The 20214-nt window shown below is 60.4% G+C and carries 12 protein-coding genes; 6 read left to right on the top strand and 6 right to left on the bottom strand.

Annotated features, from left to right (window positions below; translation table 11 throughout):
• Window positions 1-289 precede the first annotated feature (289 nt).
• Window positions 290-5080 (top strand): NAD-glutamate dehydrogenase, encoded by a 4791-nt coding sequence (locus PY650_RS12510; protein WP_285879583.1) that lies wholly within the window; start codon window positions 290-292, stop codon window positions 5078-5080.
• Window positions 5081-5227: 147 nt separating this feature from the next.
• Window positions 5228-6616: an MFS transporter gene (locus tag PY650_RS12505; RefSeq protein WP_349644492.1), complete on the top strand. Its 1389-nt coding sequence runs from the start codon at window positions 5228-5230 to the stop codon at window positions 6614-6616.
• A gap of 164 nt (window positions 6617-6780) precedes the next feature.
• Here PY650_RS12505 and purH read toward each other — a convergent pair whose 3' ends face one another.
• The 4 genes from purH to htpX form a co-directional block, all read right to left on the bottom strand.
• Complete coding sequence (purH, locus tag PY650_RS12500; protein ID WP_285879582.1) at window positions 6781-8397, bottom strand: bifunctional phosphoribosylaminoimidazolecarboxamide formyltransferase/IMP cyclohydrolase; 1617 nt, start codon at window positions 8395-8397, stop codon at window positions 6781-6783.
• A 90-nt stretch (window positions 8398-8487) separates the two neighbouring features.
• Window positions 8488-10116 carry a heparinase II/III family protein gene (locus PY650_RS12495; protein WP_432761521.1) on the bottom strand — a complete coding sequence of 543 codons (1629 nt, stop codon included), beginning with the start codon at window positions 10114-10116 and terminating at the stop codon, window positions 8488-8490.
• Window positions 10117-10292: 176 nt separating this feature from the next.
• Window positions 10293-11705 (bottom strand): RsmB/NOP family class I SAM-dependent RNA methyltransferase, encoded by a 1413-nt coding sequence (locus PY650_RS12490; protein ID WP_285879630.1) that lies wholly within the window; start codon window positions 11703-11705, stop codon window positions 10293-10295.
• Complete coding sequence (gene htpX, locus PY650_RS12485) at window positions 11696-12685, bottom strand: zinc metalloprotease HtpX (protein ID WP_285879580.1); 990 nt, start codon at window positions 12683-12685, stop codon at window positions 11696-11698. The genes PY650_RS12490 and htpX overlap by 10 nt, the downstream gene beginning before the upstream one ends.
• 108 nt (window positions 12686-12793) lie before the next feature.
• Between htpX and PY650_RS12480 the strand changes: the two genes are divergently transcribed.
• Complete coding sequence (locus PY650_RS12480) at window positions 12794-13012, top strand: DUF1674 domain-containing protein (protein ID WP_285879579.1); 219 nt, start codon at window positions 12794-12796, stop codon at window positions 13010-13012.
• A gap of 249 nt (window positions 13013-13261) precedes the next feature.
• On the opposite strand, the gene acs is transcribed toward PY650_RS12480, so the two are convergent.
• Window positions 13262-15220 carry an acetate--CoA ligase gene (gene acs / locus PY650_RS12475; protein WP_285879578.1) on the bottom strand — a complete coding sequence of 653 codons (1959 nt, stop codon included), beginning with the start codon at window positions 15218-15220 and terminating at the stop codon, window positions 13262-13264.
• A gap of 221 nt (window positions 15221-15441) precedes the next feature.
• On the opposite strand from acs, the gene PY650_RS12470 reads away from it, so the two are divergent.
• Complete coding sequence (locus tag PY650_RS12470) at window positions 15442-16146, top strand: DUF1013 domain-containing protein (RefSeq protein WP_285879577.1); 705 nt, start codon at window positions 15442-15444, stop codon at window positions 16144-16146.
• A 59-nt stretch (window positions 16147-16205) separates the two neighbouring features.
• Here PY650_RS12470 and PY650_RS12465 read toward each other — a convergent pair whose 3' ends face one another.
• Window positions 16206-16865 carry a YggS family pyridoxal phosphate-dependent enzyme gene (locus PY650_RS12465; RefSeq protein ID WP_285879576.1) on the bottom strand — a complete coding sequence of 220 codons (660 nt, stop codon included), beginning with the start codon at window positions 16863-16865 and terminating at the stop codon, window positions 16206-16208.
• A 200-nt stretch (window positions 16866-17065) separates the two neighbouring features.
• Here PY650_RS12465 and leuS point away from each other — a divergent pair, with 200 nt between their 5' ends.
• Window positions 17066-19696: a leucine--tRNA ligase gene (gene leuS / locus PY650_RS12460; RefSeq protein ID WP_285879574.1), complete on the top strand. Its 2631-nt coding sequence runs from the start codon at window positions 17066-17068 to the stop codon at window positions 19694-19696.
• Window positions 19686-20207, top strand: coding sequence for an LPS assembly lipoprotein LptE (gene lptE / locus PY650_RS12455; RefSeq protein ID WP_285879573.1), 522 nt, complete (start codon window positions 19686-19688; stop codon window positions 20205-20207). The genes leuS and lptE overlap by 11 nt, the downstream gene beginning before the upstream one ends.
• Window positions 20208-20214 lie beyond the last annotated feature (7 nt).

Genomic DNA, 20214 nt, shown 5'->3' with positions numbered 1-20214 from the left:
TGCTTCCAATTATGATCTTGCGACTTCGATGGCGCGTTGATGATCTCTTTATCGTCACTCTGTCAACTGCAGTTCACAGAGTCATGAAACCCTCTGTTGACTAGCTAATGCCATCAATTTTGCCCCAATCTTCATGCGGTTTGCAGTGAGATCTTTCGGGCCAGCAAGAATCTTCAAAATTCGTGGCCAGATCGGTCGAAAAGCAATGAAATCCGCATTCATTTTGCCAGTTTTTTCGGTAGACCTTCTGATAAAGTGACCAAAACTCTTGAAATATGGGAGGAATTTCATGGCATCCAGGATTAATCCAAAGCGCGAAAAGCAGATCGAAGCGGCGCGCAAGATCGCCGCCGCGACCGGCGAGGCACATCTCGATCCCGAGATTCTGTTCGGCCGGGCGAGCAATGACGATTTGGAGCGCTACAGCCCGGAAATGCTCTCCCTTGCTTCAGTGCATGCGGCCGGAGAACTGGCGGCCTGGAGCGGCACTTCTCCGCGCGTCAGTATTGAGCAGATTGCCAATATCGAGCCCGACGGCGTGCCCGTGTCGATCCTGTCGATCACCGACCACAACATGCCCTTCCTCTACGAATCGTCCATGGGCGAGGTGACGAGCACCTATCGCGACCTTTACATGGCCGTGCACCCGATCCTCGTCGTCGAGCACGGCAAGCAGCCTGCGCTTTATTCCGCCGATCAGCCGAGCGATCCTTCCCATCGCGTCAGCCATATCCAACTGCATTTGTCGCCGCTGACCGCGGCACAGGCGGCAGACCTGATTAAGCGCGTGCAAACCGTACTCGATCAGACGCATCTGACCGTTTCCGACTGGAAGCCGATGCTGGCGCGGCTGGACACCGTGATTGCGGAGCTTTCCACTTATGAGGCGACCGCCCGCCGCAAGGCGGATCGAGACGAGGCGCTGGCCTTCCTCGCCTGGCTGCGCGACGGCAATTTTACCTTCCTCGGCATGCGCGAATATGTCTATTCCGGCAAGGGCGCCGACGCCAAGGTGGAGCGCGACCGCGGCGCCGGCCTCGGCATCCTCTCCAATCCCGATGTTCGCGTCCTGCGCCAGGGCAAGGATGCCGTCACCACCACACCGGAAATCCTCGCCTTCCTCGATGGACCGGACTTTCTGATTGTCACAAAGGCCAATGTAAAGTCGGTCGTCCACCGCCGCGCCTATATGGACTATGTCGGCGTCAAGCGTTTTGACGCTGACGGCAATGTCACCGGCGAGCTACGCATCGTCGGCCTCTATACCTCGACCGCATACACGAGCGCGGCCGCCGAAGTGCCGTTGCTGCGCTCCAAGGTGCAGAAGGTCAAGGACCACTTCGGCTTCGACCCGGCAAGCCACTCCGGGCGCATGCTGGACAATACGTTAGAATCTTATCCGCGCGACGATCTCTTCCAGATCGACACGACACTACTCGCAAGTTTTGCCGAACAGATCAACGACCTTGCCGATCGGCCCCGCGTGCGTGCATTGCCGCGCATCGACCATTTTGACCGTTTCGTCTCGGTCATCGTTTACGTTCCCCGCGAAGAATATGATTCCGTCGTCCGCGAGAAGATCGGCAATTATCTGAAGACCGTCTACGACGGTCGCGTTTCCGCCTACTATCCGGCCTTCCCGGAAGGCGGCGTGGCGCGTGTGCATTTCATCATCGGCCGCAGCGTCGGCAAGACTCCGCATATTCCGCAAGCCAGGCTCGAAGACGCGATCCGAGCCATCACCGCTCGCTGGGACGACCGCTTCGAAATGCTGGCAGGGCCGAAGGCGCCGCATATCTCCGTCAGCCAGGCCTTTCAGGAGGCCTTTTCGCCGGATGACGCCGTGGCCGACCTGCCGGATATCACGGCGATTACCGGCGCCGGACAGATCCGCATCGCCTTCTACATCCGCAAGGACGAAACCGGGGATATCCTGTCGCTGAAGATCTTCCACGGCGAAGGCAATCTGGCGCTGTCGCGCCGCGTGCCTCTGCTCGAAAATCTCGGTTTCAACGTCTTGAGCGAGCGAACCTTCGACATCTATGTCACCGCCAAGGATGGCGCGACCACCCATCTCGTTCTCCACGACATGGAGCTGGAAGCCCGCGGCGGCGTGACGATTGATCTCGCTCGGCATGGGGCTGCGCTCGAGGAAGCCTTCCTCGCTGCGTTCGGCGGCGCGATTGATAATGACGGCTTCAATCGGCTGATCGTCTCAGCCGATCTATCCGCCCGTGAGGCCAATGTCCTGCGCGCCTATGCCCGTTATCTCCGCCAAGCCGGCATCGCCTATTCGCAGGATTACATCGCTGCGACGCTGGACAAATATCCGCGCATCGCAGCTTCGATCTTTCGCCTATTCCACGACACGCTCGACCCCAGACTCAGCGACAAGAACCGCGCGAAAAGGATTTCTGAGCTGCATGCCACTATCGAAACCGAACTCGCCGACGTTCCAAGCCTCGACGACGACCGGATTCTCCGACGCTATGTCAACGCGGTCGATGCGACGCTGCGCACCAACTACTTCCAGAAAAGCGCCGACGGCACGCCAAAGGCCATGCTTGCCTTCAAGCTCGACCCGAAATTGCTAGATGGCCTACCCGAGCCGCGGCCTTTCCGTGAAATCTTCGTCTATGGTGTCGAGGTCGAAGGCGTGCATCTGCGCTTCGGCAAGATCGCCCGTGGTGGCCTGCGCTGGTCGGACCGCGCTGAAGACTACCGCACCGAGGTGCTTGGCCTGGTAAAGGCGCAGCAGGTGAAGAATGCCGTCATCGTGCCGGTCGGCGCCAAGGGCGGCTTCTATCCAAAAAAGCTTCCGGTCGGCGGCAACCGCGACGAGATCTTCAACACCGGCCGCGAAGCCTACAAGACGTACATCCGCACGCTGCTGTCGATCACCGACAATATCTCCGGCACGGATGTCGTCCCGCCGTCGGATACGGTGCGGCTGGATGGCGACGATCCCTATTTCGTCGTCGCTGCCGACAAGGGCACCGCTACTTTCTCCGACACGGCCAATGCCTTGGCGCAGGAGGCGAACTTCTGGCTCGACGATGCCTTCGCCTCTGGCGGCTCAGCCGGTTACGATCACAAGAAAATGGGCATCACCGCTCGAGGCGCCTGGGAGACCGTCAAGCGTCACTTCCGTGAATTGGATATCGACATCCAGACAACGCCCTTCACCGTCGCCGGAGTCGGCGATATGTCCGGTGACGTCTTCGGCAACGGCATGCTGCTGTCGCCGAAAATCCGCCTGCTCGCCGCCTTCGATCACCGCGATATCTTCATCGATCCCGATCCGAACATGGAAAAGACACTCACCGAGCGGCAACGGCTCTTCAACCTCGCCCGCTCGAGCTGGCAGGATTTCGACAAGAGCATCCTGTCGAAAGGCGCAATGATCATCTCGCGCATGGCGAAATCGGTAACGCTGACGCCTGAAGCCGCCGCCGCCATTGGCATCGACAAGATGGTGGCGACGCCAGCCGAGATCATCACGGCGATCCTGAAGAGCCCTGTGGACCTGCTCTGGTTCGGCGGCATCGGCACCTATGTGAAGGCACCCGCCGAAACGGATTCGGAAGTCGGCGATCGCGCCAACGATCCGATCCGCGTTACGGCAGAAGAGGTTCGCGCCAAGGTGATCGGGGAGGGCGCCAATCTCGGCGTTACCCAGAAGGGCCGCATCGCTTACGGCCTTGGTGGCGGGCGATGCAATTCCGACGCCATCGACAATTCGGCTGGTGTCAACACCTCGGACGTCGAGGTCAACATCAAGATCGCGCTGGCCTCAGCCATGTTCGATGGCCGTCTGACGCGCGCCGCGCGCGATACGCTGCTGGCGTCGATGACCGACGAAGTGGCGACGCTTGTGCTGCGCAACAATTATCTGCAGTCGCTGGCGATCTCGCTGACCGAACGCAAAGGCACCGGCAACGGCCTGGAGCTCAGCCGCTTCATGAGCGTTCTGGAAGCGGCCAAGCAGCTCAACCGTAAGGTCGAAACGCTGCCGGACGACCAGACCTTTGCCGAGCGTTACGCCAATGGCCGGCCACTCACCCGTGCCGAGATCGGTGTCCTGCTCTCCTACGCCAAGATCGTGCTCTTCGATGCCGTGGCGGCAAGCGACTTGCCGGACGACCCCTATTTCGCCGCAACGCTCAGCCGTTATTTTCCGGCTAAGATGCAGCGCTCCAATGCCGGCGACATCGCCGGCCATCGGCTGCGCCGCGAAATCATCGCGACAGCGCTCGCGAACGAAGCGATCAACCGCGGTGGGCCGGGCTTTGCCGTCAGCATGATGGATGCGACGGCGGCGTCTGCCGCCGAAGTGGTCAAGGCTGCCGTGCTTGCCCGCGACGGCTTCGATCTCGATCGACTCTGGAACGAAACCGATGCATTGGACGGCAAGGTCGGCGGTCAGACGCAGAACCGCGTTTACGGCGAAATCACCGAGGTCTACACCGCCCTCACCCGCCTTCTGCTCAAGATCGGCGCTGCCAAAGGCGATATCGGGGAAACAGTTAGCCGGCTTCAAGCGGCATTGAAGAAGCTGCGTCCAGTCTTCCTCAGCCATATCCCCGCGGATTTCGCGGCCGAAATCACCGCCCGACAGGCGGACTACCAGGCCGCCGGTCTTCCGGAGAAACTCGCCTCCGAGATCGCGACGATCTACGCGCTCGTCCTCGTGCCGGAGATCATGCAGATCGCCGAGCGCACCGGCGATACACTCAATCGCGCCGCCGAAAGCTACTTCACCGTGTCGCAGACTTTCCGCGTCGGCCGCCTGCTGCTTGCCGGCAGCCGCATCATTACCGGCGATCACTATGAAAGCTTGGCCTTGACGCGCAGCCTCGATCAAATCGCCGGCGCCCGTCGAGACATCGTCATCTCGGCGCTCAACAATCATCCCAAGGACAAGCAGCCGATCCTCGCGTGGCACGCCGAAGACCGCATTCGCATCAACCGCATTGCCGAAGAGCTTGTCGGCCTTAGCGAAAGCGGCGATCCGAACCTTGCCCGGATCACTGTCGCCGCCGGCCTCCTGACCGACCTTGCGCATGATCGGGCGAGATGAGACAGTCCGCCCGGCTCAACAGAGCAATTCCAGGACAAGTTCGAACCGGTTTTCCTGGAATGAGTAAAAACAAAGGGATAGAGCGACAAAGCGATTCCATGAAACGCTGAACAGCTCTAGACGCGCTATAGGATCAGGGGCAGGAATTTGGTGGCCACAGAGATAAGGGACGATGCGCCCGCGAAAGTGTCGGCGCGAGGCATCTGGGGATGGATGTTCTTCGACTGGGCGGCGCAGCCGTTCTTTACAGTCGTCACCACCTTCATCTTTGGCCCCTATTTTGTCGCACGGCTGACGGCGGATCCCGTCGCGGCGCAGACGACCTGGAGCAACATGGCGACGATTTCCTCGGTAATCATCGCCGTCCTGTCACCGGTGCTTGGCTCGATTGCCGATCAATCCGGCGCACGCAAACCCTGGATCGCCTTTTTCGCCGTCATCAAGATCATCAGCCTCTTCTGCCTTTGGGGCGCCGCACCTGGCTCGCCGGTGATTTATCCCGTCATCTTCATGATCCTCGCCTCGATCTCGGCAGAATTTTCGATCGTTTTCAACGATTCGATGATGCCGCGCCTCGTCGGCAACAGCGATATCGGCCGGTTGTCGAACGCTGCCTGGGGCCTCGGCTATCTTGGCGGCATGATCGTGCTCATCTCCGTGGTGGCGCTTTTGGCCGGCAACCCGCAAACCGGCAAGACCATCCTCGGCCTCACACCGCTATTCGGCCTCGACGCCACTCGAGGCGAAGATGCGCGCATCACCGGGCCGATTTCCGCCGTCTGGTATTTTCTCTTCATTCTGCCGATGTTTTTCTTCACGCCGGATGCTCCCCGCGGCCGGCCATTCGGTGCAGCGGTTCGCTCCGGCCTGAACGAGCTCGCAACGACGCTCGGCGAACTGAAGCGCCGCCGGGGCATCAGTCTTTTCCTGCTTGCGCGCATGATCTACCAGGACGGCGTCAACGGCTTGCTGATCCTCGGCGGCACCTTCGCCGCAGGCATGTTCGGCTGGGCGACCATTGAGATCGGGATTTACGGCATCATCCTCAATGTTGTCGCAATTTTCGGCTGTTTCGCCGCGGGTTATGTCGATCGCTGGCTAGGTTCCAAGATAACGGTCGTCATCAGTCTGACCATGCTGCTGCTGGCGGCACTCGGCATCATTTCCACCGGACCGGGCTTCACACTCTTCGGCTTCGTACCGCTTTCGACCGTGAGCTCCGGCGGCCTGTTCGGCACTGCCGCGGAGAAGGCTTATATCGCCTACGGCCTGTTGATCGGCCTCGCCTTCGGCCCCGTGCAGGCCTCCTCGCGCTCCTATCTTGCGCGCAGCGTCAGCCTTACTGAAGCAGGCCGCTATTTCGGCATATACGCGCTCTCCGGCCGCGCCACCAGCTTCATGGCGACCCTGCTTTTCTCCCTGATCACCTTTTGGAGCGGCTCTGCTCGCCTCGGCATGGCAACGCTGATCGTCTTCCTCGCCGGCGGGCTGCTGCTTTTGTTGCCGACACCCTATCCTGCCGACAAGGTCAAATAGGATATCCCTTCTTCGATTTTGGGATATATCTTGAGAGGTAGGCCTCATGGAGGAGAGGCCCGACGGGCCGTTTCGAACCACGAGGGCGCGCGGCTACATCCGGGGCCACCCTCGTCCTTCGAAAAGCTCAGGACCAGGATGGGCGAAAAGACGGCGGAGCCAGCTCAATGACGGAAATGGCGCACGCCCGTGAAGACCATCGCAACACCGTGCTCGTTGGCGGCATCGATGACTTCCTGGTCGCGCATCGAACCGCCCGGTTGAATGACGGCCGTCGCACCTGCTGCAATCGCCGACAGCAGACCGTCGGCAAACGGTAGGAAGGCTTCGGAAGCGACGGCAGAGCCGCGCGTCAGCGGCTCGGCGAGCCCCATGGCCTTGGCAGCTTCTTCCGCCTTGAACGCGGCAATACGGGCGGAATCGACGCGGCTCATCTGGCCGGCGCCGATACCGGCTGTCTGCCCGTCCTTGGCATAGACGACAGCATTTGATTTCACGTGCTTGGCGACGCGGAAGGCGAACTTCATGTCCTCCAGCTCCTGTGCCGTCGGCGCACGCTTCGTAACCACCTTGAGCTCCATATCTTCGACCAGCGCGTTATCGCGGTTCTGGACGAGCAGACCGCCGGATACGGTTTTGGCGGTCAGGCCGGCTGCGCGCGGATCGGGCAGGGCGCCGACCGAAAGCAGGCGAAGGTTCGGCTTGCGGGCGATGATCGCCTTGGCTTCTTCGCTGACCTCCGGCGCGATGATGACCTCGGTGAAAAGTTTGACGATCTCCTCCGCGGTTTCCGCATCGAGCAGGCTATTCAGGGCAATGATGCCACCGAAAGCCGAGACCGGGTCGCAGGCCAGAGCCCGCTTGTAGGCCTCGACCAGGCTCGGGCCGGTGGCGACGCCGCAAGGGTTGGCATGCTTGATGATCGCACATGCGGGACCCTTTTGCGGCAGGAACTCGGCAACGAGCTCATAGGCCGCATCAGTATCGTTGATGTTGTTGTAAGAGAGCTGCTTGCCTTGGATCAGCGTCGCGGTCGACACACCCGGCCGATGTTCGCCGGTGAAGTAGAATGCCGCCTTCTGATGCGGGTTTTCGCCGTAACGCATTTCCTCGTGCAGGACGCCACCGATGACGCGGTGGCGCGGTGTCGCGATGTCCAGCGCCTCGGCGAACCAGTTGGAGATCATCGCGTCATAGGCCGCGGTGCGAGCGAAAGCCTTGGCGGCCAAGCGCTGGCGGAAGGCATAAGCGGTCTGGCCGGCGTCGGCCGAAAGCTGTTCCAGGAGCTGGGGATAATCGGCCGGATCAGTGAGGATCGTGACATAGGCGTGGTTCTTGGCCGAAGCGCGGATCATCGCGGGGCCGCCGATGTCGATATTCTCGACCGTCGTCGGATAGTCTCCACCGGCCTTTCGCACGTCTTCGAACGGATAAAGATTGATGACGACGAGGTCGATACCCTCGATGCCGTGCTCCTTCATCGCCGCCTGATGCTCGGCGTCATCTCGGATGGCGAGCAGGCCGCCGTGGACTTTCGGATGCAGCGTCTTGACGCGGCCGTCCATGATCTCCGGAAAGCCCGTCACGTCGGACACATCGGTTACGGTAAGGCCAGCGGCCGCGATGGTCTTGTGTGTGCCGCCCGTCGACAAGAGCCGCACACCCTTTTCGCTGAGCGCCCGGGCGAGCTCGACGATGCCGGTCTTGTCGGACACGGACAGAAGCGCGGTCTTGACCTTCACTTTGTCGGGGGCTGGGATTTTTTTGGAAACGACGGCCATGGGCTTTCTCCATTCTAGCGTGAGGAGATGTCCGGCAACAGCGGCGCGGGACAATATGCCCGCCCCGTTAACACAGCTTAGGCACTTAGCCTATGGCCGATAGGATAAAAACCACCGGATTTCCGCCTTTTCGGCGATCGGGAAAACGATCTCGAGCTGGTCAGAAGAACGCATGCCGGAAGCATCGGCAAAAAAGATATCCTCTGCCACCAACACCTCGTTGCCCGGCGAGGAGAATACCCAGGTCTCACCGTCCGGAGCGATCAGCAAGGCGGAGTCGGTCTCGGTCTGCAGAAGGCTGATAGAAGGATGGATGTGAAACCGTGCAGAGGCCAGGCCGCCATCGCTCTTCAGCAGTGATTTCTTGCCCTCCGGAACGAAAAAGCGGTCGCGGCCGGCAAGAATGGTGCCGCTGGCATTCAGGCTCAGCTCGCGCTCATGGGCATAACCGAAGGTCGAGAGATAGCCGTCATGCACGGCGCGGACGTAATCGCGGCCATCTTCAGTTTCGGCGCGCTCAACGATGACTTTCTTGACGCCGCTAACCATCACCGGGCCGAGCGTTTTCGACTTGGAAAACAGGCTCGACGACGTGTCGTCGAGCGTCACGGTCGAATGCGCCGCCGTGGCACGGGCCGCCTGGACGTAGCGGTCACCCGCAAAATTAGGCGAACCGGAATTGACGATGAAGCGGGATTTGCCCGAAGACATTTCGAAGGACAGGCAGCCGGCATGCGCCGTACGGCTGAGGTCCGCCGAAGCAGGCGCCCCGGTATCGACGATGACCACGGCCTGTCCAGCCGCCAGCCTATGATATTTGGTATGCGGAAGCGCCTTGAACACCTGGCCGGCCGTTTCGTCATAACGCAGCACCGACATCAGCTCGTTGGCGAGCGTCGAGGTCGCGCCATTGAACAGCGCCAGGTCGCCATCCTGATGCCGGAAGAAGCGCAGGGCCGGATACATGCGATCGATGCCTGGGATCAGCCGTGTCGGTGCATCATGGCCAAGATTGACATAGGTCTGGCGCAGCGGCAGCAGATCGAGCAGCAGTTCCAGCGCCACACGCGGATTGCGCGAAATATGCCCACCATCCTGGAGGATCTGCCGGTCGATTTCCCGGTCGAGCGCTTGGCCGGCGCGCTTCAGTGTTGAGGCGCCGTTCGGCATAGCGACAGAGGACAGGGCGAGCGCAATCCGCACCCTAAACCGTGTTTCGCCGTCCCGTGTCGTTGCCGCCACGCGACGGAGATAACGGACATGGAAGGCCAGCATACGCATGAAACGGCGATAAAAACCGCCATCCGTCCCCTGCAGGACCACGGGCGAATGCGAAAGCCAGGCAATTAGCCGTTGGGCGGCAGTATCAGCCGCCCAGGCGACGCCCCGCAATCGGTAGCCATGGACGGCCATCCAATCGTTGAGAATGGATCGCGCCATCGCAGCAGCCTGATCGCTCTTTTCTGCCCGCAAATGCCGTAGCCAGCGGAAACTGTGCAGCCGGGCGGCAAAGGCCTGCGACGGCAGCTCCAAGGCGAAAGGTGATTTGCCCTGCGTTTCCAGCACCCGGCCCGCCAACAGGATGCGGCCATTCAAAAGCTCTTCAACGAAAAACGGATCGATGCTGCGCAGGTCCGTCGGAGCCACGATCAACCGTTCCGGCACACGCATCGTGTGGCGGGTAAGACGCAATCGCGCCAACGCCGTGCGGCGCGACATTCGCCGCCATGCTTCCCGCATGTGTAAACTCACCGAACCCTGCCGGAAAACCTGCATGTTTGCTTATGCTTACTCTCTATCTCTGTGGTTAAGAAGAGGTTAGGAATATGCCAAATGAGGACATTGTGCCCTATTTTTGGTCGAGTCGAGCGTAAGCACTTGAGAGAGGTTCGCCGCTATCGCGTGCGGCGGAGCACCACGGCGAAGAATCCATCCAGCCCGGAAGCAAAACCGCCGGAGAGCGGCAGCATGTCAGGCGTGGTGCGGAAGGCGCCGAGGCGTGAGATTGCAGCCTCGAGACCCGGCCAATCCTCGGGCTTGATCGGCACGCGCTCGGCCATGTCCGTCTCCGCCAGAACACGCGCGACAAGATCCTCACCTTCTTCCGGATCGAGCGAACAGTTGGAGAAGACCACGAGCCCGCCAGGCCTGACCAAGGTCAGCGCATGGCGAAGCAGGCGCTCCTGCAGTCCCGCAAGCTTAGCGATGTCCTCCGGCCCCTTGGTCCAGAGCACATCGGGATGACGACGGGTCGTACCCGTCGACGAGCAGGGAGCATCGAGAAGAGCGGCGTCGAAGAGATCCTCGGGCTGGAACTTGGCCATATCGCCGGCGACGGTTTCGGCTTCCAGCCCGAGCCGTGCCAGATTGGTGGAGAGCCGCTTGAGGCGATTGGCGGATTGGTCGAGCGCGGTCACCCTGCCGCCGGCTACGATGAGCTGGGCGGTCTTGCCGCCGGGCGCGGCGCAGAGATCCACCACTTTGCTGCCGGCAAGCGAACCGAACAGTTTCGCCGGGATGCTGGCGGCGGCATCTTGGACCCACCATTCGCCCTCGTTAAATCCATCGAGCGAGGGAATCGAGCCCTCGAAAGCGGCAAGCCGCACGCCGCCGGTCGGTAACACGACGCCATTCAAGCGCTTAGCCCATCCTTCAGCATCGGATTTCACCGTGATGTCGATCGCCGCCGGCTCCAATTGCGTGTTGGAAATCCTCAGCGCGGCGTCAGAGCCATAGGCAGCTTCGAGACGCGTCAGGAACCAGACCGGCATGGCCGGCACGGTGGCGACCTGGGCCAGAATTTCCTGCTTCTCCCGCCCGATTCGCCTGAGAATCGCGTTGACCAGCTTCGCGAAGCGGCGGTTGCGCGGGTCCTGGTTGGCCTGCTCGACGGCGAGATCGACGGCGGAATGATCCGGCACGTCGAGATAGAGCATCTGCGCGGCACCTACCACCAACACATGATGCAGAGCGCGGGCACCTTCCGGTAGCGGCGAATCCAAGAGCGACGCGATCGCCGTCTCGATGCGCGGCAAATGGCGCAGCGCCGAGTTCAGAATGGCACGCACAAGCGCACGGTCGCTTTCGCCAAGCGCCTTATAGGCAGGATTGCCGCCTTCGGCGTCCAGCATCCCGTCAAGCGGCGTCTTGCGGTCAATCACGGCCGCCAGGATTTTCGTCGCGGCGGCGCGCGCGGCAAGTCCGGGCTTGGGTGGCGCCGACTCATGCGGCCGATGCTGCGGTGAGCGATTTCGCGATTGTCTTCCGTCTTTGTTGAAAGGTTTCTTATTGTTGGGATTCAAGACCAGGGTCCCTTCGGCGGTTGTGAACCACCGCGGCCCGTATTCGGTACGGAGCGCGATTTGCGCACCGGATTAGCAGTCAAATTCGGTGCCGTCGAGCCAAAGTCGGGCGGCGTATTCACCGCAGTGCCTGCAGCACCACTGCCGTAGCGCGCCATCTCATGGAGCGCGGCGATGCGGTTTTCCGTGTCCGGATGCGTGGAGAACAGGTTGTCCATGCGGGCACCGGAAAGCGGATTGATGATGAACATGTGTGCTGTCGCCGGATGAGCTTCGGCCTCTTCATTCGGAATATACTCCGCCCCTCGGGCGATCTTGCCGAGCGCCGAGGCAAGCCAAAGGGGATTGCCGCAGATTTCCGCGCCGCGGCGGTCGGCAGAATATTCACGCGTGCGGCTGATCGCCATCTGCACCAGCATGGCCGCGAGAGGCGCGACGATCATCGCCACCAGCACGCCGACAACACCAAGAGGATTGTTGCTGTCGCGGCGACCACCGAAGAAGAAGGCGAAATTGCCGAGCATGGAAATGGCGCCGGCGAGTGTCGCCGTGATCGTCATCGTCAGCGTATCGCGGTTCTGTACATGCGCCAGCTCATGCGCCATCACGCCAGCCACTTCCTCTGGCGTCAGAGCGTTGAGCAGGCCGGTCGAGGCAGCAACAGCGGCATTTTCGGGATTTCGGCCGGTGGCGAAGGCATTCGGCTGCGGACTGTCATAGAGATAGACCTTCGGCATCGGAAGACCCGCATTCCGCGCGAGATCGCGGATGATCCGATAGAATTCCGGTGCGCTGCGCTCTCCCACCTCCTGCGCGTGATAGGTGGAGAGCACCATGCGGTCGGAATTCCAATAGGAAAAGAAATTCATGCCGGCTGCAGCGACAAGCGCTATCATCATGCCCGCTTGACCACCGATCAAATAGCCGACGCCCATAAACAGGGCCGTCATGAAGGCAAGCAACATGGCTGTGCGCATGAGGTTCATCTGATGTCTCCATCACATCGTCGGTCCGAACCTTTTTCTTTGCGGCCGGACGCACTATGATTTGGCTATTCACCCGCCTATTTCAACAGCTCTAGGCCGCATCACGCCATGCAGATTGCAGATAACGACAATAAAAACGACATCGACGCCAGCGAGGCGCCTCGCAAGCCGCTCTCGCCGGCCGCCAAGCGAGCGCTAGCCGAGGCCGAAGAGCGCCGTAAAGTGCGGGCCCAACCCGAGCTCCCCCCCGAAACCGGCGGACGCGGTGGCGCTGAGCCTTCACGCTTCGGCGATTGGGAAATCAATGGGCGTGCGATCGATTTTTGAGATCGGCTTCAGAAAGTCGTTCACGGTCCTGAATGTGCTGCTGCGAATACGCATTGAACTACCCCGGCAGAGCCGGAGATCTTCCGAGACGCGGTGGCTTGGAGCGAGGGCCCACTCGACCAATTCGCCCGCATAGCAGTCGTCTTTTTAATTGCTTCCGGAAGACAATAAAGAAATTAGGCGAAGATTAGCCCTCGCCCAATTCCTAAGAAACTGTATCCCGCCCGCCAGGAGCAAGATAAACTTCGATCAAGCCGCATCCGCCCTGTTCTGCCTGTTGGCAATCAAATCGTCGACAACAGCCGGATCGGCCAGCGTCGAGGTGTCGCCGAGCGAGCCGAAATCGTCTTCGGCAATCTTGCGCAGGATACGGCGCATGATCTTGCCCGAGCGAGTTTTCGGCAGGCCGGGGGCAAACTGGATCTTGTCGGGTGAGGCGATCGGGCCGATCTCGGCTCGCACGTGCTTCACGAGTTCCTGCCGCAGCGCATCCGTGCCCTCATGGCCGGCCATCAGTGTCACATAGCAATAGATGCCCTGACCCTTGATCGGATGCGGATAGCCGACAACGGCAGCTTCCGAGACGTCCTGGTGCGAGACTAGGGCCGATTCGACCTCGGCGGTGCCAAGCCGGTGGCCGGAGACGTTGAGCACGTCGTCGACACGGCCGGTGATCCAGTAATAACCGTCCTCATCGCGCCGGCACCCGTCGCCGGTGAAATATTTGCCTTTGTAGGTAGAAAAATAGGTCTGGATGAAGCGTTCATGATCGCCATATACCGTACGCATCTGGCCGGGCCAACTGTCGGCGATGACGAGATTGCCGTCGGCTGCCCCTTCCAACAGGTTGCCCTCATTGTCCACTAGCTCCGGCTGAACGCCGAAGAAGGGCAAGGTCGCCGAACCCGGCTTAAGGTCGGTCGCGCCCGGCAGCGGCGTGATCATATGGCCGCCGGTCTCGGTCTGCCACCAGGTATCGACGATCGGACAACGGCTATCACCGACGACATTGTAGTACCATTCCCACGCTTCCGGATTGATCGGCTCGCCGACCGTTCCGAGGAGCCGCAATGAAGAGCGCGAGGAGCGCTTGACGAAATCATCGCCGGCTCCCATCAGAGAACGGATCGCCGTCGGGGCGGTATAGAAGATATTGACCTTGTGCTTGTCGATAACCTCCCAGAAGCGGCCCTGATCTGGGAAATTCGGCACGCCCTCGAACATCAGCGATGTCGCGCCATTCGCCAGCGGCCCGTAGACGATATAGGAATGACCGGTGACCCAGCCGACGTCGGCGGTGCACCAGAATATCTCGCCGGGATGATAATCGAAAACATATTCATGCGTCATCGCCGCATAGACGAGATAACCGCCGGTCGTGTGCAACACGCCCTTCGGCTTGCCGGTCGAGCCTGACGTATAAAGGATGAACAGCGGGTCTTCCGCCTTCATCTTCGCGGGCGGACAATCCGGCTTCACCGTTGCAACTTCCTGATGATACCAGAGATCGCGGCCCGGCGCCCAGCCGGTCTTGCCGCCGGTGCGGCGCACGACCAGAACCTTCTCTACGGTGACATACTGCCTGGCGGCGATATGGATCGCCGTATCGGTATTCTCCTTAAGCGGTACTGGCTTGCCGCCGCGAACCCCCTCGTCGCAGGTGATGATGAAGGTCGATTGGCAATCGATGATGCGGCCCGCCAAAGCCTCCGGGGAGAAGCCGCCGAAGACGACGGAGTGCACCGCGCCGATGCGGGCGCAGGCGAGCATCGCATAGGCGGCCTCGGGGATCATCGGCATGTAAATGGTGACGCGATCGCCCTTCTTGACGCCATGCTTCTTCAAGACATTCGCCAGGCGGCAGACGTGTTCGTAGAGCTCGTTATAGGTGATCTTCTTGTCGATATAGGGGTTGTCGCCTTCCCAGATGAAAGCCACGTCATCGCCATGCTTCTTCAGGTGACGGTCTATGCAATTGTAGGAAACGTTGGTCAGCCCGTCTTCGAACCATTTGATCGAGACTTTCCCCTTGAAGGACGTGTTCTTGACCTTGGTATACGGCTTGAACCAGTCGATCCGCTGACCGTGTTTGCCCCAGAAATAGTCGGGATCCTCGACGCTCTGCCTGTACCATTTCTGATATTTTGCCGCATCGATCAAAGCTTGCGCTTTGACCGGCTTCGTCACCGGATGAATCTTTTCCGACATGGTTTCCTCCTCAATCTTTGCCCTCTCTTTCGAGATTATGGCGCTCATTCCACGCAATCAATAGCAGCTCAAGTTACGACAGCAATTGGACAAAGCGCATTTCATCCGCAAAGAATTGCAATTCCGCAACACTGCGGTTATATAGGGCCATATTTCCCGGACAATGTGGTATTACACCCCGGACCGCGACACCGGCGCGGACTGACAGAAGGACTATATCCATGGCTCAACAATTGCTCATGCCGAAGGCAACCGCCATTTGGCTTGTCGACAATACAGCCTTGTCGTTCGACCAGATTGCGCAGTTCTGCAAGCTGCATCCGCTCGAAGTCAAGGCCATTGCCGATGGCGAAGCGGCCCAGGGCATTAAGGGCCTCGACCCAATCGCCACCGGCCAGCTTTCGCGCGACGAAATCGCGCGTGCCGAAGCCAATCCGAACCACAAGTTGAAGATTTCAGAGCCAAAGGTTCGCGTACCGGAATCCAAGCGCCGCGGCCCGCGTTACACGCCGGTCTCCAAGCGCCAGGATCGGCCGAATGCCATTCTCTGGCTCGTACGCAACCATCCGGAACTGAAGGACGCCCAGATTTCCCGCCTCGTCGGCACCACCAAGTCGACCATCGAACAGATTCGCGATCGGACACACTGGAACTCAACGAACCTGACGCCGATGGATCCGGTGACGCTCGGCCTCTGCAGCCAGATCGACCTCGACATGGAAGTGGAAAAGGCTGCCAAGGGTCGTCCGCTGCCGACCGCCGCCGAACTCGGCGCAACACTGCAGCCGGCGCAGGAGACCGAGAAGCTCGGCTTCAGCTACGAGCGCGACGACGAGAAGGAAAAGGAAATCGACGCCGACGCCGTCTTCGCGAAGCTGAAGTCGCTGAAGTCCACCACCCCGGACGATGATGACGACCGCTACTGAGACGCGATCGGCCCCGTAGTTCGAAGCCCCGATGAGAGCCGGGGCTTTTCTTTTGGGTCTTAACGCGCGCCGAAAATCGCAGAACCAACGCGAACGCTCGTCGCTCCGAAAGCCACAGCAATCTCATAGTCACTCGACATGCCCATGGAGAGCTTATCGACGCCACTCTTTTTGGCGAGCTTGGCGAGCAACGCGAAATGCGGCCCGGGATTCTCATCGGCCGGGGGGATGCACATCAGCCCCTCGATCGAAAGCCCAAGCTCTCTCCGACAAAAATCGACGAAAGCAATCGTGTCGTCGGGCCCAATCCCGGCTTTTTGCGGCTCCAGGCCGGTGTTGACCTGCACGTAAAGCCTCAGCAGCTTATTCTGGCGTTTCATTTCATCGGCCAAGGCGCGGGCAATCTTTTCTCGGTCGACCGTTTCGATGACATCGAACAACGCCACGGCATCCGCCGCCTTGTTCGATTGCAGCGGCCCGATCAGATGTAGCTCGATATCAGGCGTTTCGGCCTTGAGCGCCGGCCATTTTCCTTGGCTTTCCTGCACTCTGTTTTCGCCGAACGCCCGCTGGCCGGCCGAAATCGCGGGGCGGATCGCTTCGGCATCGAAGGTCTTGGAAACGGCGACAAGCTGCACGGCGCACGCCGGCCGGTTAGCCTGACGCTCCGCTGCCGCGATATGGGCACGAACCGCGTTCAACCTCTCTTGAAGTTCCATCTCTTTGCCTCGATATTTACGCCTGTTCCTGAGACTTTGCAGTAATGAGGCAGACGGCCTTTGCCAAGAGCCGATGCCGCTGAATCCGGCTTTGCTTTGCAAGATAGGGCACTTGCGGCACCCGCTAAACTTGACGCTTGGTTGGTTTCGTGATGAAGGTCACGGCCAACTCCCCATGATATTCCGGAATACAAGATCAAATGGCTACCGAACGTTATAATCCGCGCGACGCCGAGCCTCGCTGGCAGCAGAAATGGAACGAGGAGAATGTCTTCCTCACCGACAACGCCGATCCGCGCGAGAAATATTACGTCCTTGAGATGTTTCCCTATCCGTCGGGCCGCATCCATATGGGCCATGTGCGCAATTACGCCATGGGTGACGTCGTCGCCCGCTACAAACGCGCCCGTGGCTACAATGTGCTACATCCGATGGGCTGGGACGCTTTCGGCATGCCGGCGGAAAACGCCGCCCGCGACAACAAGGTGCATCCGAAGGAATGGACCTACAAGAACATCGCCTCGATGAAGGCGCAGTTGAGGGCCATGGGCCTGTCGCTGGACTGGAGCCGCGAATTCGCCACCTGCGATGTCGACTACTACCATCGCCAGCAGATGCTCTTCATCGACATGATGGAGAAGGGCCTTGTCTACCGCAAGAAGTCCAAGGTCAACTGGGACCCGGTCGACAACACCGTGCTTGCCAACGAGCAGGTCATCGACGGCCGCGGCTGGCGCTCCGGCGCGCTGGTCGAACAGCGCGAGCTGACGCAATGGTTCTTCAAGATCACCGAGTTCAGCCAGGAGCTCCTGGACGCGCTGGATACGCTCGACCATTGGCCGGAAAAGGTGCGGCTGATGCAGAAGAACTGGATCGGGCGTTCAGAGGGCCTAACGATCCGTTGGGAAATCGTGCCGGAGACCTCGCCCAACGCAGAACGCGAAATCACCGTCTATACGACTCGTCCAGACACGCTGTTTGGCGCTTCCTTCCTCGCGATATCGGCCGATCATCCGCTGGCCAAGGAAGCAGCTGCTGCGAATCCGGCAATCGATGCCTTCTGCGAGGAGTGCCGCCGCGCCGGCACCTCGCTTGCCGCATTGGAGACCGCCGAGAAGAAGGGCATCGACACGGGCATCCGCGTGCGCCATCCGCTCGACCCTTCCTGGGAACTGCCGGTCTATATCGCCAATTTCGTGCTGATGGACTATGGTACCGGCGCGATCTTCGGCTGCCCGTCCGGCGACCAGCGCGATCTCGATTTCGCCCGCAAATACCATTTGCCGGTCGTCCCCGTCGTCATGCCGAAGGATGGCGATGCCGCCAGCTTCACCATCGGCGATGTCGCCTATGACGGCATCGGCATCATGATCAACTCGCGCTTCCTGGACGGCATGGACACGGAGGAAGCCTTCGAAGCGGTGGCCACGAGATTGGCGGCCAAAAACCTCGGCAATGTGCCGCAGGCCGAACGCAAGGTGAATTTCCGCCTGCGCGACTGGGGCATTTCGCGTCAGCGGTATTGGGGCTGCCCGATCCCGGTCATCCATTGCGAGGATTGCGGCGTCTTGCCGGTGCCGAAGCAGGATCTGCCGGTCAAGCTGCCGGATGACGTCACCTTCGATCAGCCGGGCAATCCGCTCGACCGCCATCCGACATGGCGGCACGTCTCCTGCCCACTTTGCGGCAAGGACGCGCGTCGCGAAACCGATACCATGGATACCTTCGTCGATTCGAGCTGGTACTACACCCGCTTCACCGCGCCGTGGGAACACGAACCCACCGACAAGCTGGCGGCTGACCGCTGGCTGCCGGTCGATCAATATATCGGCGGCATCGAGCATGCGATCCTGCATCTACTCTATTCTCGCTTCTTTACCCGCGCCATGCGCGAGACCGGCCATGTCGAAGCGAAGGAACCCTTCAAGGGCCTGTTCACGCAGGGCATGGTGGTTCACGAAACCTATAGCCGCGGCCATGGGCTGACGCGCGAATGGGTGTCACCCGCTGATATCCGAATCGAGGAAATCGATGGCCAAAGACGGGCGACGCTGCTGTCGACCGGCGAAGAGATCGCCATCGGCGCGATCGAGAAGATGTCGAAATCGAAGAAGAACGTCGTCGACCCAGACGATATCATTGCCTCCTACGGCGCCGATACGGCCCGCTTCTTCGTATTGTCCGATTCGCCACCCGACCGCGACGTCATCTGGTCGGAAGCGGGCGTCGAAGGTGCGTATCGTTTCACGCAGCGCATGTGGCGTCTGGTGTCGGAAGCCGCGGACGCTTTGAGGACAGTTGCCGCGACTCCGGCTAAGGAGGGCGAAGCGCTGGCGATTTCACAAGTCGCCCACCGCACGCTGAAGGCGGTTCAGGGCGATTACGACAAGCTCGCCTTCAACAAGGCTGTTGCGCGCATCTACGAATTCGTCAACGCCTTGGCTGCTCCGCTGGCCAAGGTCGCCGCGGGGGCGACAGATTCCGGCTATCGTTCCGCTGTCCGTGAAGCGGTCGAGATCCTGATCGCATTGGTCGCGCCGATCACACCGCATCTGGCCGAAGAATGCTCGGCAGCGCTCGGCAATACGCACTTAATCGCCATGAGCGCCTGGCCGAGTTACGACCAAGCGCTCGTTATCGAAAACGAGATCGTATATCCGGTACAGATCAACGGCAAGAAGCGCGCCGAATTGACAATTGCTCGCGATGCAGATCAGAATACCGTGCAAGAAGCCGTACTCGCCCTGGATGCCGTCGGAAGCGCATTGAATGGTCAGGCGCCAAAGAAGATCATCGTCGTTCCACAGAGGATCGTGAACATTGTCGTCTGATAATCTTTTCAAGCTCGCTCGCGCTGCAGGCGTTGCGTCTATGATTGGCGTTGCCGGTCTTTTATCGTCCTGCCAGGTTCGGCCGCTCTATGCCGAGAACACTGGCGTTACCCAGAAGCTTGCCGACGTTTCCTTTTCTGACGCCGGTACGCGCGTGGGTCAGGTGGTTCGCAATCAATTGATCTTCATTGCCGGCCGAGGCGCCGGCGAAGCGAAGACCCCGAAATATACGGTGGATCTGAGCGTCAGCTCCGGTACAGGCGGTGTTATCTATCTGCCATCTTCCGACACCTCGGGCGCCGGCCGCACCACGGTCACGGCATCCTTTACGCTGAAGAATGCCGGTGATGGCAAGGTCCTGAAATCCGGCAACCGCTCGGTGACATCGCTGGTCGACTTCCCGACCCAGGAATTCGCCAAGGCGCGCGCTATCCGCGATTCGGAAGACCGTGCCGCACGGGAAGTTGCTGAACTGGTGGGCGCCGACATCGCTGCCGCACTTAGCCGCTGATATGAGC

Origin of the sequence: Martinezella calliandrae, assembly GCF_030272695.1 — a bacterium.
Classification (GTDB): domain Bacteria; phylum Pseudomonadota; class Alphaproteobacteria; order Rhizobiales; family Rhizobiaceae; genus Rhizobium; species Rhizobium calliandrae.
This window is presented reverse-complemented; position numbering and strand designations above follow the sequence as displayed.

Excerpts from the sequence above, each read along its gene's own strand:
- PY650_RS12495 (WP_432761521.1), bottom strand. The coding sequence starts at position 10,116 with ATGTCGCGCCGCACGGCGTTGGCGCGATTGCGTCTTACCCGCCACACG.
- acs (WP_285879578.1), bottom strand. The coding sequence starts at position 15,220 with ATGTCGGAAAAGATTCATCCGGTGACGAAGCCGGTCAAAGCGCAAGCT.
- PY650_RS12465 (WP_285879576.1), bottom strand. The coding sequence starts at position 16,865 with ATGGAACTTCAAGAGAGGTTGAACGCGGTTCGTGCCCATATCGCGGCA.
- PY650_RS12480 (WP_285879579.1), top strand. The coding sequence starts at position 12,794 with ATGCAGATTGCAGATAACGACAATAAAAACGACATCGACGCCAGCGAG.
- PY650_RS12470 (WP_285879577.1), top strand. The coding sequence starts at position 15,442 with ATGGCTCAACAATTGCTCATGCCGAAGGCAACCGCCATTTGGCTTGTC.
- htpX (WP_285879580.1), bottom strand. The coding sequence starts at position 12,685 with ATGAACCTCATGCGCACAGCCATGTTGCTTGCCTTCATGACGGCCCTG.
- purH (WP_285879582.1), bottom strand. The coding sequence starts at position 8,397 with ATGGCCGTCGTTTCCAAAAAAATCCCAGCCCCCGACAAAGTGAAGGTC.
- leuS (WP_285879574.1), top strand. The coding sequence starts at position 17,066 with ATGGCTACCGAACGTTATAATCCGCGCGACGCCGAGCCTCGCTGGCAG.
- PY650_RS12510 (WP_285879583.1), top strand. The coding sequence starts at position 290 with ATGGCATCCAGGATTAATCCAAAGCGCGAAAAGCAGATCGAAGCGGCG.